General features: G+C 42.3%; 11 protein-coding genes. 8 read left to right on the top strand and 3 right to left on the bottom strand.

Annotated features, from left to right (window positions below):
- The first annotated feature begins 11 nt into the window (after nucleotides 1-11).
- Nucleotides 12-1,142 (top strand): 6-bladed beta-propeller, encoded by a 1,131-nt coding sequence (locus tag R3O62_RS20340; protein WP_269110475.1) that lies wholly within the window; start codon nucleotides 12-14, stop codon nucleotides 1,140-1,142.
- Nucleotides 1,143-1,244: 102 nt separating this feature from the next.
- Here the strand turns inward: R3O62_RS20340 and R3O62_RS20335 are convergent, their stop codons facing one another.
- Nucleotides 1,245-2,633 (bottom strand): TPR end-of-group domain-containing protein, encoded by a 1,389-nt coding sequence (locus tag R3O62_RS20335; protein WP_217738035.1) that lies wholly within the window; start codon nucleotides 2,631-2,633, stop codon nucleotides 1,245-1,247.
- 95 nt (nucleotides 2,634-2,728) lie between these two features.
- Between R3O62_RS20335 and hisS the strand changes: the two genes are divergently transcribed.
- On the top strand, nucleotides 2,729-4,093 hold the full coding sequence (gene hisS / locus R3O62_RS20330) for a histidine--tRNA ligase (protein ID WP_005780834.1): 1,365 nt from the start codon (nucleotides 2,729-2,731) through the stop codon (nucleotides 4,091-4,093).
- Nucleotides 4,094-4,348: 255 nt separating this feature from the next.
- On the opposite strand, the gene R3O62_RS20325 is transcribed toward hisS, so the two are convergent.
- Both R3O62_RS20325 and R3O62_RS20320 read right to left on the bottom strand, forming a co-directional pair.
- Nucleotides 4,349-6,886: a S9 family peptidase gene (locus R3O62_RS20325; protein WP_032540226.1), complete on the bottom strand. Its 2,538-nt coding sequence runs from the start codon at nucleotides 6,884-6,886 to the stop codon at nucleotides 4,349-4,351.
- A 23-nt stretch (nucleotides 6,887-6,909) separates the two neighbouring features.
- On the bottom strand, nucleotides 6,910-9,093 hold the full coding sequence (locus R3O62_RS20320; protein WP_317472999.1) for a GH92 family glycosyl hydrolase: 2,184 nt from the start codon (nucleotides 9,091-9,093) through the stop codon (nucleotides 6,910-6,912).
- Between the two features lie 396 nt (nucleotides 9,094-9,489).
- On the opposite strand from R3O62_RS20320, the gene R3O62_RS20315 reads away from it, so the two are divergent.
- The 6 genes from R3O62_RS20315 to R3O62_RS20290 all read left to right on the top strand — a co-directional run bounded on the left by R3O62_RS20315 (nucleotide 9,490) and on the right by R3O62_RS20290 (nucleotide 15,650).
- The gene (locus tag R3O62_RS20315) at nucleotides 9,490-11,076 is read left to right on the top strand and encodes a hypothetical protein (protein ID WP_234165081.1); all 1,587 of its coding nucleotides are present in this window, start codon (nucleotides 9,490-9,492) and stop codon (nucleotides 11,074-11,076) included.
- Between the two features lie 85 nt (nucleotides 11,077-11,161).
- Nucleotides 11,162-12,313, top strand: coding sequence for a glycosyltransferase (locus tag R3O62_RS20310; protein WP_005807832.1), 1,152 nt, complete (start codon nucleotides 11,162-11,164; stop codon nucleotides 12,311-12,313).
- Nucleotides 12,314-12,339: 26 nt separating this feature from the next.
- Nucleotides 12,340-13,359, top strand: a complete 1,020-nt coding sequence (locus tag R3O62_RS20305; protein WP_032535613.1) for a lysylphosphatidylglycerol synthase transmembrane domain-containing protein — start codon at nucleotides 12,340-12,342, stop codon at nucleotides 13,357-13,359.
- A gap of 82 nt (nucleotides 13,360-13,441) precedes the next feature.
- Nucleotides 13,442-13,603: a hypothetical protein gene (locus tag R3O62_RS20300; protein ID WP_005780825.1), complete on the top strand. Its 162-nt coding sequence runs from the start codon at nucleotides 13,442-13,444 to the stop codon at nucleotides 13,601-13,603.
- A 985-nt stretch (nucleotides 13,604-14,588) separates the two neighbouring features.
- A complete protein-coding gene (locus R3O62_RS20295; protein WP_005780820.1) occupies nucleotides 14,589-15,062 on the top strand; it encodes a sigma-70 family RNA polymerase sigma factor in 474 nt (157 codons plus the stop codon).
- Nucleotides 15,063-15,071: 9 nt separating this feature from the next.
- The gene (locus R3O62_RS20290) at nucleotides 15,072-15,650 is read left to right on the top strand and encodes a hypothetical protein (RefSeq protein WP_234165083.1); all 579 of its coding nucleotides are present in this window, start codon (nucleotides 15,072-15,074) and stop codon (nucleotides 15,648-15,650) included.
- Nucleotides 15,651-15,688: the final 38 nt, after the last annotated feature.

The raw sequence follows: 15,688 nt of genomic DNA, 5'->3' as shown, positions 1-15,688 counted from the left end.
AATTGAAAAGTATGAAAATTAGAATAGCCCTTTTTATATTTTGTATTTCTTTATTGTTGGGGGCCTGTAGGCAAGTTGCAACAGATTCTCGGGTGCAGTTAGTTCCTTTTAAAGACGGTTCTCCTATGATAGCTGATACGGTTTTCTTAGATAGCTTATCTCTTTTTATGCCCGAAACAAATGAAGAAGCTTTAATAAATAACATTGATAGAGTATATGAATCTAACGGACGATATTTTATTCTGGATAAGCGGATGAAGCAGGTGCTTTGTTATACTCTTTCCGGGAAACATTTATTTACGATACATGCTGTGGGGAATGGGAAGGGAGAGTATGTTGACCTGTTCGATATCGCTATTGATGAAGCAGAAAATAAATTGTTGCTTTTAACCTATCCTTCGCAAATTCTTTACTATGATTTGGAGGGTACATACCTGTCTTCTTATCCATTAGACGATATGTATCAATCTTTTGCCGTGGATAAAGAATTTATTTATTTGCGGAATGATACTTATGCTAATGGAGTGGTATCAGATTATTCTCTGATAGTGATTAATAAGGAAACGGGTAAACAAACTTCTTTATTAGAACCTTTATACGAAACAGCACCGTTTTGTTCTTTTGGTAATTACCAAATTACGAATACTGCTTCAGTGTTATTTACCCGTAAGTTTGATAATTATATATATCGAATAACGGGAGAATCGATTGAACCACTTTATATGGTAGATTGGAAAAGCAAGGCTTTTCCGGAAAGTGATAAGCAGCGTCAGTTCCAATGTAACGATTTGAATCAGTTCTGTTATCAAGGGAAATATATATATACTATGACTGATTTATGTGATACTCCTTCCTGTTTGTTGTTTAGAACCAATCAACCGGGCGTGTGTCTGCTTTCAAAAGCTACCGGTACAGTGAACAATTATCAGGTAATTATCAATACGGATTATCAGTTACCTTTACCCAATTATATGCCGGTAGATGGGAAACAAAGTCGGATTTTTTTTATTTATTCATCTGAAGTACTATGCGAGCAGAAGAGATTGTCTGCTGAAGAAGGTATTAATGAAAAAATGCGCTGCTTACTGGATCGGATAAAGGAGGGAGATAATCCGGTTATTTTTACATATCATGTAAAGTAAGTCATTTAAAGATTGCCCCAAACATCATAGATTCTATAAATGGCGTTTTAGAGTTGATGTTGTCTATGACGCTTGGGGATAATATCGTTTGGTCTTTTAGGTTTATTCTTGATAAGGTGATTGCCAGAAGTAAGAGTCATTATGTGAGTCGTAGACGGTGGCACCGGGCTTTCCATTGGTACTGTATCCTTCCGGAACTAACGAGATATACATCGACCACTTTTTGCCCGGATAGTTTGTTTCTGCGTTATATTCGCTTTGCAGAGGGCAAGTTACGTAATACAGGTTCTTGGCCATATAGTAATCCAAATAATACTCTTTGGTCTGCTTATTTTTATTATTCCAGTTTGCGTCTTCGTTTAGTACAACGGGTTGATTGTTGCGGAGGCGTTCGCGCACTTCACCAATGCCCAGAAGGTTTCCTTTTTCATCTGTTACATAAGCGTTGAATGTCGGGTCCATCCATAACCATTTGTTGAGGGTGTTGGAGTAGACCGCATTGATGACGTGGCAATCATTGATCATCACTTTGGGCATACAGGTGATGAAACGGGATTTGAATCCCATAGCCAGATAGCACTCGTTCAGCATTTGTGCCATCATCCGGCAGTTTACGCCCCGGTTCTCCTTTTTGCAAAGTTCTACCATGGCTATTGTGTTCCGCTCTTCCGGATTACGTGAATTGCCATCATGTGGAACTATGTTGTGAACCCAGTAGAGAAGGTTTTTGATTTTGGAGATTTCGTCTCCGCTTCCGGCGATACTATCCAGGTTGAAATGTTTCCGTAACTGTACCAGATTACTGTCGTTAGGATTCATGTAGGTGAAGCGGGGTAGAGTGTCAGTTACTGATTCATTATAACATATCGGTTTTGTTTCAGTTCTGTTGTATCCTTCGGCTTGTTGCAGAATATACAGATAGTCACTGTCCAGACGCATTTTAGCCATTACTTCCAGATACTTCTTCTCTTTACGTAAATTGTCGATGTCACTGTCACCTTTAGCATGGTTGTAATCATTCCATCCGGAGTTGAAAGCCTTCTCAAAGTTTTTCAGGGCTGCCTTTTTCTTTCCCTGAAGTGCCTGATAGCAAGCAAGGTCGTAATAAACCAGTCCTGTTATATTTTTTGCTTTTTCCTGAAGTTGTTGAGGCAATCCTTGATACAACTTCAGTTTCTCCCAATTTAATTTCTCGGCCTTTTTGTAATCTTTCTGTTTGCGGGCGTTTGCTACTTCCTGAGTGAGTGCACTGTACTTTCTCTCAAATTCTTTTTTTTCGTTGTTTTGTGCCATTCCCGGTAGTCCAAGGCATAACATTGTAATGATCAAAAAAACTGTTTTCATATGATTCCTGTTAGATAATGTGATTTCTTTGTCTTTCAGAAGGCAAATGGTATACCAAATTAATAAATATCTCTTATTGAGCAGAATGGCATTAAAAAGTATTGTCCGAAAATGAACAGTCTTAACGGAACCGGACACCGGATACATTTGCTTACAGATTCACAGAAAGTCTGTGGTTTCTGTTTTAATAATCAATTATTTCATCTAACTTTGCAACTCAATTCAATAAAACAGTTAAAACAATGGCAGCAAAACCAGGTATACCTAAAGGAACCCGTGATTTTTCGCCCGTAGAGATGGCGAAACGTAACTACATATTCAATACAATTCGTGACGTATATCATCTGTATGGTTTCCAGCAGATTGAGACTCCTTCGATGGAGATGCTTTCTACCCTGATGGGAAAATACGGTGAAGAGGGTGACAAATTACTTTTTAAAATACAGAATTCAGGTGATTACTTTTCGGGTATTACAGACGAAGAGCTATTAAGCCGTAACGCCGCTAAACTGGCCAGTAAATTTTGTGAAAAAGGGTTGCGTTATGACCTTACCGTACCCTTTGCCCGTTACGTGGTAATGCACCGTGATGAAATAACTTTTCCCTTCAAGCGTTATCAGATTCAACCTGTCTGGCGTGCAGACCGTCCGCAGAAAGGACGTTATCGTGAATTTTACCAATGCGATGCCGATGTGGTCGGTAGTGATTCACTGCTGAACGAGGTAGAGTTGATGCAGATAGTAGATACGGTGTTTACCCGTTTCGGTATCCGTGTCTGCATAAAAATCAATAATCGCAAGATACTGACCGGTATTGCCGAGATCATCGGAGAGGCGGATAAGATTGTGGATATAACTGTAGCTATCGACAAACTGGATAAAATCGGTTTGGAAAATGTGAATAAAGAATTGGCTGAGAAAGGGATTAGTGATGAGGCTATTGCCAAACTGCAACCTATCATTCTTCTGAGTGGAACCAATGCTGAGAAGTTGGCTACACTGAAGACTGTACTTTCCGGTAGCGAAACAGGTTTGAAGGGAGTGGAAGAGAGTGAGTTTATTTTGAATACCCTTCAAACGATGGGGCTGAAAAACGAAATAGAGCTTGACTTGACATTGGCACGTGGATTGAATTACTATACAGGTGCTATTTTTGAGGTGAAGGCGCTTGATGTGCAGATTGGCAGTATCACCGGTGGAGGTCGTTACGATAACCTGACTGGTGTATTCGGTATGGCAGGAGTATCAGGCGTAGGTATTTCGTTTGGTGCCGACCGTATTTTCGATGTGCTCAACCAGTTGGAACTGTATCCGAAGGAGGCTGTTAATGGAACTCAGCTTCTGTTTATTAACTTCGGTGAGAAAGAAGCTGCTTTTTCTATGGGTATTCTGGCTAAGGCCCGCGCAGCCGGTATTCGTGCCGAGATATTTCCCGACGCTGCGAAAATGAAGAAACAGATGAGTTATGCAAATGTTAAGAACATTCCTTTCGTTGCTATCGTAGGTGAGAATGAAATGAATGAGGGAAAAGCTATGCTGAAAAATATGGAAAGCGGTGAACAGCAAATGGTTACTGCTGAAGAACTGATTGGCGTTTTAACAAAATAAGGAAAATGCCCTTACCTTTTTAAAACCGGGGACTGTTGGCGTAAAAAAGGTAGGGAGATAAAAGGAACGGGACCTTGGTTTAAAACCAAAGGCCCCGTTCTTTTTTATAAGTCTTTTCAACGCCAATACTGATTGGATTGATGATTGCTGTTTTCATCGGATTCTACCGCCATAAAGATCACAGAGTTTTAACTGTTTTCAGATTAACTTCATAATAAATCAGTGCTCTCCCTGTCTTTTTCAGTGGAATATGTTTTATAAATGACGTTCCGGATACATATCTTCCCACCACTGAGGACTATCCTGCAACCAGCGGGCAAACCATGCCATAATACTGTTATGCCATTGCACGCGTTTCGGATAGTCGGCAATGAAGTGGTTTTCTCCATCTACAGTGATGAACTCTACTGTTTTACCCAATATTTTCAGGGCATTGAATAGCTGGATGCTTTCACCGATAGGTACATTGGTATCTACGGTGCCGTGCAGCAGTAAGAGTGGAGTGTTGATCTTATCGGCGTTGAAGAGCGAGCCTTGTTTGGTGAACAGTTCCGGATTGTTCCAGGGATAACTGTCTGCGGCGGCTATGGCATTATAACCGTATCCCCAATAGCCTTCACCCCAATAACTGGTCACATTGCTGATACCGGCATGTGAAACTGCGGCGGCGAAAATATCCGTCTGAGTCTGGAGATATTGCGTCATGAATCCACCGTAAGATGCACCGAGACAACCGATTTTCTTATCATTCACGAACGGGTGTTCTTTACAGAACTGTTTGGTACCTTCAATGATGTCGTCGGCAGTACGTTTTCCCCAGGCATTGACATGGCGTGCTGAAAACTCCTGTCCGAATCCGATTGTTCCGCTCGGCTGGATAACATATACCACGTAGTCACGTGAGGCAAACAGTTGTGCGCAGTACGGATTGCTGATGCCTCGTTCTGTCGGGGTCGTTCCTCCATAGTAATACACAATCAGCGGATACTTTTTATTAGGATCGAATGAAGGCGGCAAACACATCATACCTTTAATCTCAGTGCCATCTGAAGCAGTGAAATTCCATGGTTCCATTTTACCCAGTTCAATTTTTTCGAGGGTAGGCTTCATCGGGTCGGCTATCAGTCGAGAGGTTTTCTTTTTCAGGTCGTATACATAAGCAACTCCTGCATTGTAGCATCCTTGTCCGATGTAGGCTGCCAGCGACGGATTGTTTTCTGACAGGGCAAATGCACTGGTAACGTCAGTCTCCAGATTCAACTTCTCAAACTTACGGTCTTTGGGAGAGTAGCGATAGATGTTCCGGCAATCTTCGTCATTGGTGCTAAAATAGATGCACCCGTCACCTTTGTTCCATTGCAGGAAGTTGACAGACGGATTGAACTCTTTAGTGATCGGATCGATCTTGCGGGTAGCTAAATCCATGATGAATGCCTGAGAGTCGAAATCATTGGCGATCGGATGATTACCACAATTCTTGCCGATACCGTCAAAAGCTTCCGGGCTGGCGGTGAGCAGTAATTGTTTGCCGTCCGGTGAGTAGCTGGCTCCTCCGAGGAAGCGGTCTTCAAAGAACAGAGTATCGACAGCCAATGTTTCAAGGTTCACTTGGAACAGTGAACTCAGAGAGAAAGGACGTTGCGTGATATTTTCCTTCGAACTGCTGTAAAGTAAATATTTGCCGTCCGGTGAGATATCCTGCATATACGTACTGTGATTGCCGTAGGTCAGTCGTTCGGAAGTTCCGTTGGCAATGTCATATCTGGCCAGAAAACTACGTCCGCGTGTATTTGGAATACGGTCGGCGGGGCTGACAATGCGTTTCAACGGCCCATCATCTTTCACGCCTTCTTCACGAGGATAGTATATCAGGAAGTCTTCGTTGGGCGACCAGCTGAAACCTTGCTCGGGAATGCCCTGCAGGAGAACTTCTTCCTTCAGCGTGATGGGATCGAGAGTGATGACGTCATTTCCTTCGGATGCCACTGCCGTATAATACAGTTTATTACTTTTCGGCATCCATCTCATGCCGTCCCTCAGATTGGTGAGGAGTACTTTTCCTGTTTTCAGTTCAGTCAGTTCACAGTAGGTGCGTGAACGTTTCAACGAATGATTGTCCCAATAGCGGGTCAACAGATATTTCCCGTCCGGTGATACGGAAACAGCAATGGCGCGGTTGCCGTATACGGTATTGTCGAGCGCGAAACGGTGTTTCTGATCGGGATCGGTGCTACATGCCACTTCTTTGAATTTATCATCTTTCACCAGTTCGCACTTCAGTGAAGGCGCAGTCTTATCGTCCGGGGTTGAAAGTAGTTTAATGGCAATTTCATAATCCATTTCCGGTTCCAGGCGTAGGGCAATTTCTTTGGTTGCTGCTTTGGAGATACTGTCTTCCGCAGCATCTTTCACCATTTTCGATTCGCCGTTGATGAAAAGCTCCCACCGGACCGGAGAGGTCACTTTCAGTTTGCCTTTCATGAAGCGTTCGGCCCGTAGCTGAGTCTTCAGCAGATAAAGCAGATTGTCTTTATCGGTTTTCGCAAAAGTGACCAAGCCTGCCGTGTCGGCAGACAGCATTTGTGTCGGTGCATTGGCAAGGTCAAGCATTACCGGCGTTTGCAGCAGTGCTTTGGCGGTGTGTTTTTCTCCTTTTGGGTTGATACTGTCGTTCATGATCGGAGTGCGTACAGTAATGGCATTTCTTACCTGATACTGCGTCAGCCTCTCTTGTGCTTGTGTGGCAAGTCCTGTTGTCATCAACAGCGCCATCATCAGTAACTTTTTGTCCATTGTTTCTTTGAGTTTATAATTGGTTATTTCATTTTATATACCAGCGTACCACCCTTCACGATGTCTTCGTGGGAGATATAGTTTTTAGTATAAAGTTCACCATTTAGTGTGATGCTGTCGATGTACTTATGTTCTTTCGACAGATTTTCGGCAATGACTGTGAACGTTTTTCCATCCGGCAGGTGAAGTACTATTTTCGGCATCTGCGGAGCACCGAATATATAATGCCCGCTCACCGGATCGACCGGATAGAATCCCATTGCATTGAACATATACCAGGCTGACATCTGTCCGCAGTCGTCGTTTCCACAGAGACCATCGGGCTTGTTTTTGTATTGGGTATCAAAGATTTCACGTATCAGCTCCTGAGTGCGTTCCGGCTTGCCGGCCAAAGCATACAGGAAGGTGACATGGTGGCTTGGTTCGTTGCCGTGGGCATATTGTCCGATCAGTCCGGTAACGTCTGCCAGTCCGCTTCCTTCCAGTTTGATAGTGAACAATGAATCCAGTTTGTTGAGGAAAGGCCCTTTACCACCGAATAATTCGATCAATCCCGGTACATCGTGCTGAACATGCCAGGTGTATTGCCAGGCATTTCCTTCAGTATAATCGCCTCCGCGGCTTTCGGCATGTGCCAGATAGCTGGGATTGAAAGGAGTTTTCCAGCGTCCGTCGGCATAGCGCGGGCGCATAAACTGTGTTTCCTTATCGAACAGGTTCTTATAGAATTCCGAACGTTTACTGAAGTATTCCGCATCTTCCTTTTTACCCATTAACTCTGCCATTGTAGCTGCGGCGTAGTCATCGTAAACCGATTCAAGTGTACGTGAAACCGATTCGGCATCTACCTTGTCTGTCGGATAATAACCATATTTCATATAAGTTTCCCAGTCCGATTTCGGATGCGAAACAGTCAGTGTCTGTTTGATGGCATCGAATGCTTTCTCGGCATCAAAGCCACGGAAGCCCTTCTTATAAGCTTCGGCAATAACCGAAACAGAGTGGTTGCCGATCATAGTATTCGTTTCTTTACCCCACAAGGTCCAGATAGGTAAGTAGCCTTGTGCCTGATTTTGTTCGATCATCGAATTGATGAAACCGTCTACTCGTTCGGGTACGGCCAATGTATAGAAGGGGTGGGCAGCGCGGTAGGTATCCCAGATCGAGAAGGTGGAGTAATAGACTCCCGATGCTGATTTTACTACCGAGTCTTTGGCGTTACGGTATCTTCCGTCTACATCGGCAATATTATTAGGCTGTATCAGTGCATGATAGAAGCTGGTATAAAAATTCTCCAGTTCGTCCGGAGTACCTGTCACTTCGATACGGCTCAAGTAACTGTTCCAGATGTCCTTGGCTTTCTGTCTTGTACCGTCGAAATCCCAGTCTGCCAACTCTTGATCCATATTCTTACGGGCACCGTCTACACCGACTGTAGAAATGGCTACTTTCATCAGCAGTTGTTCGTCCGGCTTCATGTCGAAACTCATTAACAGACGTTTTCCTTTTTCAGTTTCTTCCATTGGCAGGGAGATGGAATCGGTCACCGGCTTGCTGAACTTCATTACAAAGTATAAATCCTGATTCACCCATACGCTGCTGCGCACGTGTCCTGTCAGTGTTTGAGCATCTTCCCAATTGATTTCGCAAGCTTTTACGTGCGATTTATATTGTTGGGGATTCCATACCAATCCGTGTTGAAGGTCGAGTAACAGTGAGGCTGAATCGGCATTCTGATAAGTGTAACGATGCAGTGCTACATGATCTGTTGCGGTCAGTTCTGCTTTTACTTTATATTTATCGAGTTCTACAGTGTAGTATCCCGGTGTTGCGCTTTCTGTCTTTTTAGAGAAACCGCTTTTGTAGTCATCCCGTACTCTTTGTCCGGTGACAGGCATTACAAGGAGGTCGCCCAGATCCATACATCCTGTGCCATTGAGGTGAGTTTGAGAGAAGCCCCAGATCAGTGAATCCTGATAATTGTATCCTGAGCAATACTGCCATCCGATGGCATTGGTTTCCGGGCTTGCCTGTATCAGTCCGAAGGGCAGGCAGGCACCCGGGAAGGTGTGACCGTTGTCGGCTGCTCCGATAAAGGTATTTACGTACTGAGTGTAGTCTTGGGGTGCTGTCGGAGTTTCGGGAGTGCAGGATGTGCAAAGACCGAGTCCTAACCATGCAAGCATAAAGGTTGATTTGAACTTCATAGAATGACCTTGATTAATTGTTTTGGTGACAAAGATAAGGAATAAAACCGAAAGATAGTAAAGAATAGAGAAAGAAGGCTGTAAACAAGAGGCTTAGATTTAATTTATTCGTTTCAAGAAGCTACCTGTCGTTATCCTAAATAAGTGAGATGCCGATGGATCGGAAATTAAGTTCTGAATAATGAAAGAGTATCTGTGAGGTATTCAAAAGAGAGCCTGTGAATGAAGTTACTGATATATTCGGGTGAATGATTGTCTATTAATCTATATATTTGTGGAACCGTATGTCGTGATAGTATTGAATACGGTCCGACGATTATGGCGAACTTGGGAATAAGTATTCTCTATGTCATGGGCTATGATTGAGTAGAATACATTCAAAGAAAAAGAAGAAAAATGAAGAGAATGAATGCGTATCTGTTGACAATGATTTGGATTTTGGGAGCGGTATTGGTTCTGATGCTCTTATGTTATGTGATTTCCGGTTTTGATTTAGGGGCACTTGTCCTGGTATCAATATTATGGTGCATTCCGACGTTGCCGTTTCTCCTGTTTATAGCCTGTAGTTTTATATTTGGACTGAAAGGTTTGGACCATTTATATTGGGCGATAGGGTCGTTGTGTGTGTATGGGCTGTTGACCTATATGTTGCTGACTTCGTGCCAGATGGCTGCCGATCCTAAAATTGTTCACGGAACTTTGAAAGTAGTTCTATTTTTTGCCATTGCTTTCGGGTGTGGCTGTTTGTGGCGCCCGACTGTATGCAATTTCTCTGTTGTACTGGGCATTGCAAAGATTTCTGCAACTTTGTGTGCTGTGTTGCTATTGGGTTATGTTATGCTTGCAAATATGCGAGAAATGGGTGGAGTCAATGATTTATACTGGGCAGGACCCCAATATAATGCGGATAAAACACTGTTTTATGATTATAAGATGCGCCTTTCTCCTTTCCCTGCCCGGGTTGTCGGTGTGCGCTATTTCAACAAATATGGGCATTACGTTGGAGGAAGTGCCGAGCAACCGTGCAATAATGTCCTTATGGATATGCGATTGGGGGACATCCCTGACGGGAGTGCCGATATTCTGCTTCACAAACGGTATAAACCCACTGTGGTAGGTTTACTGGCTGACTGCAAAAATGCCTTTTGTTACGATCGGGATCATACCACCATTTATTTATTTTACAAGAGTGATTCTTTGCGTCGTGTGGAAGTAGACCATCACGAAAACGGTATTATTTCGAAGATTCGCAAGTATCAAGCAGGAACTGTCGATGAATATGATACGGTAGAAATGTTCGACGAACTGGGTGTGCCACAAAAGATGTTTTATAATAACAATTCGTGGTTTCGTCTCTGGCGTATAAACGATTTTCAGGTAGAGCCCGAGGTTCCTTGTTTCAAGTATGGATATGCCAGTCCGGATCATCCGGCAATAGATGAACGGCTTCGTAAAGTATTGGACTTCAGTAAACAAAAGGAGCAAACACGCGATTCACTTCGGATGCTGGGAGAGTCCGGGGATAATCTAAACATCGCTCTTCTGTTAGAAGGATTTATAATTGACAACCATACTACGATCTCGGTTGCGGTTGATGCTGATTCATATTACGGGGAGAACCATAATAGTGATTTTGAGAATTTGAAAACCGTTCGGCAGATGGAGACCATCTGTGATGCATTGTCTTTATGCCGTCTGGAATCGGGAATAACCGAACGCATTGTGCACTATTACGATGAATCTATTAAGTGTCCCCGAATCAGGATCAAAGAGAATAGTAAGCGTAACAAGTATATCATTTTCTATCTATTAGAGAATCGGGTTGTCAGTTCTGATTTTAAGCTTTCTTTTGTTTTTGACCCTTCGGCTCATATGGACAAGGTTAAACGGAGAGATGCGGTTGATTATTGGGAAAAGATGCATCAATTAGTGGATAAGTCTGCTGATGATAATGGGGATATGCCGACGATCGAAAGTGAATGATTTAGAAGAAGAACATTCTCGTCACAAGTCCGTCAAACAATTGTAATACGTAAGCTGTTTCTTTGCAAACAGATAATGGAATGCAATGATAGGTCTTTTTAACGATTGTTTCCCTCCGATCATGGATGGGGTATCACTTACTACACAGAACTATGCCTACTGGCTGCATAAGAAGACGGGGAATGTTTGTGTAGTGACTCCTAAGTCGCCTGATGCGAGAGATGCGGAAGAATACCCGGTTTACCGGTATTCATCCATTCCCATTCCTATGAGAAAGCCTTACAGATTAGGTTTTCCGCGCATCGACTGGCCTTTTCACGAGCGTATCAGCCGGCTTTCATTTGAACTGGTACATGCGCATTGTCCTTTTTCTTCGGGAGCACTGGCCATGCAGATTGCCAGAGAACAACATGTTCCGGTTGTAGCTACGTTTCACTCCAAGTACCGGGCGGATTTTGAGAGGGCCATTCCTTCCCGTCTGTTGGTAGACTATCTGATACGAAAGGTGATTCGTTTTTACGAAGCTGCCGACGAAGTGTGGATTCCGCAGGCTGCCGTAGAAGAAACTTTGCGGGAGTATGGGTATAAAGGTAGGGTGGAAGTGGTGGATAACGGAAATGATTTTGCGGGTGTCCCTTCATTGGAGTCCATGCGGCGGGAGGCACGTCGCGAACTGGGACTCTGCTCCGGGGAGTTTATGTTTCTTTTTGTCGGTCAGCATATTTGGGAAAAGAATTTGGGCTTTTTGCTCGATGCACTTGCACTATTACCGGATGTTCCTTTCCGGATGTACTTTGTAGGTTCAGGTTATGCAAATGATGAATTGAAACAAAAAGTGGCGGGGTTGGGATTATCTTCCAAAGTGACTTTTGTCGGTAGTATTGTAGAGCGTGAAGTCTTGAAACGCTATTATGTGGCTACCGATCTTTTTCTTTTTCCTTCTTTATATGATAATGCCCCGTTGGTAGTGCGTGAAGCTGCCGCTCTGGGCACTCCTTCGATACTTATCAAAGATTCGACTGCTTCGGAAATTATTTCCGATTCGGTAAATGGTTTTCTGAGTTTTAATAGTACGGATGCCTATGCCGGTCGGATACGTGAAATATTGCAGGCCCCTGCCGTGATCAGACAAGTGGGAGAGGAGGCGTCGCGAACCATTGCCCGTTCGTGGGAAGATGTCACCGAGGAGGTGTACGACCGTTATAGCCGGTTGATAAAACGGAAAGAAAACCGGTAACTTGTAATATCCCAATTCTTTTAATCATGTCAGATTCTATTAAAACCTTTAAAGCCGGCTATATCCTGCTTCCCGTCCTGATAGGGCTGTCAGTGGTAGGGTGGCTGTTCTACCGGGAGTTCAATCCGGAACTTTTCAGTGATATTCATTTCTCCTGGCGTCTGGTAGGCGGATTGCTACTTGCCATACTTTTTATGTTTGGGCGAGACGGTGGGTTGATGTGGCGTTTCCGCTTTATTACTGACAGGGAATTGACTTGGCGTCAGGCATTTCGGGTAAATATGCTTTGTGAATTCACATCGGCAGTGACTCCCTCTGCAGTGGGAGGGAGTAGTCTGATTGTGTTATTTTTGAATAAAGAAGGCATTAATGCCGGACGCAGTACAGCTTTGACTATCTCCTGCCTGTTTTTGGATGAATTGTTTCTTGTATTGGGCTGCCCGCTGGTTTTACTCTTATTTTCGTTTGATGATTTGTTTGGTAATGTGGCTATATTATCGTCAGGAATTGAGATTCTGTTTTTCCTGATTTATGGGGTCGTTACGATCTGGACTTTCCTGTTGTATCTTGCTTTGTTCCGGCGTCCGGAATGGGTAAAACGTTTGTTACTCACTATTTTCCGCTTGCCACTGCTCCGACGTTGGCACAAGGCCATCGAGACACTTACGGACAATCTGGTATTAAGTTCCAGAGAGATGAGTCAGAAGTCTTTTACCTTTTGGTTGAAAGCTTTTGGGATTACTTGCTTGGCTTGGATTTCACGTTATCTGGTAGTCAATGCTTTGCTGATAGCCTTTACCACTTCGGGCAGCCAACTGTTGGCCTTTGTACGTCAGCTGATTCTATGGGTAGTTATGACTATCAGCCCTACTCCCGGCGGCAGCGGAGTGAGCGAATATATGTTTCGTGAATATTATACCGATTTTTTTGATGTGGCAGGCATGGCTTTGGTTGTTGCTTTCGTTTGGCGGATTATTACCTATTACATGTATTTGCTGATAGGTGCTATAATTATTCCCGGTTGGGTGAAGAAGTTGAGAGATTAAACAATGTTGTCACAAGCCTGTAAAAAGAACGTAAATTCTTGCCGCTATCTTTGTCCTGTCAAAATTAAAAGAGAAAAGCCTTATGAGTAGAGAAGAATTACAGCAGAAAAGTCGTTTCGCCATGATAGGAACATTGATGACCATTGTCAGTCTGGTGTTTTTGTTTTATGTAGGCAGTTCGCTGCTCAATACAACCAAGAAATATAAAGAACAAGCCATTGAGATAGCGTGTATGGACAGATAGTTAGTTACTTAGTATCCGGTGACTACTTGATCAGTTCTTAGGCTGATGAGATTTTTTGGACCTCCTTTTCTACATGCGGATTATTAATAAAATAACTCGATTTTGTGCTGCTTATAATGCATTGTAAATAAGAATATTACTGTTCTTTTCGATGTCTTTATCTCAGCCCGGGTACGAGGTTCCATGGGTTTGTGTACCCAGGACAGGATAATACTCAAACCATTTTTGCTTAATATACTAAGGAGAATAAAATGCTTTATATGATACAAAGAGATAAGTAATTAATGTCATTTTCTTGTTTATTAGGACTTTATAACGAATAAATCCTCTTAAATGAAGGGTGGAAGATGGAAGATCGAAATGCATTTTCTGAGTTCTTCTTCAAATTTGGTGGTAAGTTTTCTTTTACTCATGGAATTTAATTCCGTTTTCGGAAGTGTAAGCCCTCGTTTATAGTTGACAAAAAAGCAAGTATCCCGGCTTTCCCCCGAAGAGTCCATCCATGAGGTGAAGAAGCAAATTTTAAAATAAACCATCTGAAAATCAATATCTTTAAAAAGTAAGATTTCTATCCTCAAAAGCTTTGTTTTAACACAGAGTTAAAGCTTGTTCTTTGGATGTGAATAACAAGTTCTTTAAATGCAAAAGCCTTATTATTTGCGCATAAGAACCTGACAAACTGCAAAAGGCGTTAACAATGTTAATTGAAGAAAGGTATAAGGATGAAGATACCGGTCCGGACGGCGCAAATTCACTTCCGAAACTTGAGTTATCTTATTCAGCCGGTGTCTGTTTTTTCTTATTAAAGCAAGCAAAAAGGACAATTATCAACTTGAAAATAAAGAAATAAAGAATTTACCACCAAATTTGAAGAAGAACCATTTTCTGTATGAGAGGAAGCAAGTAATGTATCTTAATTTATTTCTCTTTTCTCTGAAACTATTTTCTTCTTTTACCGACTAATGGATTAAAAGAGACAAGAAACATGGAAATAGAAAAGGATTTTATAAACCTGTTGACTTTACACAAAGCTCTTATATATAAAGTTTGTTTTATGTATACTTCCAACCAGGAAGATTTGAACGACCTCTATCAGGAAGTAGTAGTAAACTTATGGTGCTCTTATCCGGGATTCAGGAATGAAAGCAAGTTGTCTACGTGGATATATCGTGTAGCTTTGAATACTTGTATTTCGGATTTACGAAAAAAGAAAGCATTGGATTATGTGCCGTTGAGTATGGAACTCGGAGTGTATGATGATTGTTTGCGCTATGAGTCGTTGAAGGAAATGTATCGGTTAATACGTCAACTGGATAAATATGAACGAATGTTTGTCTTATTGTGGCTGGATGAAAATAGTTATGAAGAAATAGCAGCCATCACCGGAAGTAACCGGAATACTGTGGCTGTAAGGTTACACCGGATCAAAGAGAAATTAAAGAAGATGTCGAACCAATAAAAAACAAATATGGAACTGGATGAATTAAAACAAAAATGGATGGAACTCTCCGAACAGGTGGAGAAAAATGAATTACTCAACCGCCAGATAATTATAGATATGATACAGTCAAAGAAAGAAACCTATTTGCAGCAACAATTGCGTGTGGAAAAGATCGGTTTCGGTGTCTTAGGTATCTTTCTGGGTGTGGTATGTTATACCTTTTGGAGAAATGTAGCTCCCGACTGGATTTCATGGTATTTGCTGGGAATGGTGATATGGCTTTTGGTTATGCAAAGTTTCATGTTTCGGATTGTATATACCTTAAAGACTGTAACAGAACATGTAGAGCAACAATACAGGAGGTTACAATCTTACAAGGTGTTGATGAATCTGACATATATTTTTGCGTATGTGGCAATCACTCCCGTCATAATTGCCTTTTTCTGTATATGGCATAACCCTCTTTTTAGAACAATATTGTGTGTGATGATACTGGCTGGCTTTTTGGGAGACTATTTTATTTATCATAAGACCAGTGACCGGTTAAAAGGGTTTAGGGAAGCTGTCCGTTCGTTGCAGAATTTAAAGTCAGGAGGTAAAGAATAGAATTTAAGCCTCCTTTGGTTTAATTAGCTAATCGGATG

Origin of the sequence: Bacteroides hominis, from assembly GCF_033042785.2 — a bacterium.
Lineage (GTDB): Bacteria > Bacteroidota > Bacteroidia > Bacteroidales > Bacteroidaceae > Bacteroides > Bacteroides hominis.
This window is presented reverse-complemented; position numbering and strand designations above follow the sequence as displayed.

What these genes read in the sequence shown, in the direction of transcription:
- R3O62_RS20325 (WP_032540226.1), bottom strand. Translation starts at nt 6,886, where the DNA reads ATGGACAAAAAGTTACTGATGATGGCGCTGTTGATGACAACAGGACTT.
- R3O62_RS20320 (WP_317472999.1), bottom strand. Translation starts at nt 9,093, where the DNA reads ATGAAGTTCAAATCAACCTTTATGCTTGCATGGTTAGGACTCGGTCTT.
- R3O62_RS20290 (WP_234165083.1), top strand. Translation starts at nt 15,072, where the DNA reads ATGGAACTGGATGAATTAAAACAAAAATGGATGGAACTCTCCGAACAG.
- R3O62_RS20305 (WP_032535613.1), top strand. Translation starts at nt 12,340, where the DNA reads ATGTCAGATTCTATTAAAACCTTTAAAGCCGGCTATATCCTGCTTCCC.
- R3O62_RS20315 (WP_234165081.1), top strand. Translation starts at nt 9,490, where the DNA reads ATGAAGAGAATGAATGCGTATCTGTTGACAATGATTTGGATTTTGGGA.
- hisS (WP_005780834.1), top strand. Translation starts at nt 2,729, where the DNA reads ATGGCAGCAAAACCAGGTATACCTAAAGGAACCCGTGATTTTTCGCCC.
- R3O62_RS20340 (WP_269110475.1), top strand. Translation starts at nt 12, where the DNA reads ATGAAAATTAGAATAGCCCTTTTTATATTTTGTATTTCTTTATTGTTG.
- R3O62_RS20295 (WP_005780820.1), top strand. Translation starts at nt 14,589, where the DNA reads ATGGAAATAGAAAAGGATTTTATAAACCTGTTGACTTTACACAAAGCT.
- R3O62_RS20300 (WP_005780825.1), top strand. Translation starts at nt 13,442, where the DNA reads ATGAGTAGAGAAGAATTACAGCAGAAAAGTCGTTTCGCCATGATAGGA.
- R3O62_RS20335 (WP_217738035.1), bottom strand. Translation starts at nt 2,633, where the DNA reads ATGTATCCGGTGTCCGGTTCCGTTAAGACTGTTCATTTTCGGACAATA.
- R3O62_RS20310 (WP_005807832.1), top strand. Translation starts at nt 11,162, where the DNA reads ATGATAGGTCTTTTTAACGATTGTTTCCCTCCGATCATGGATGGGGTA.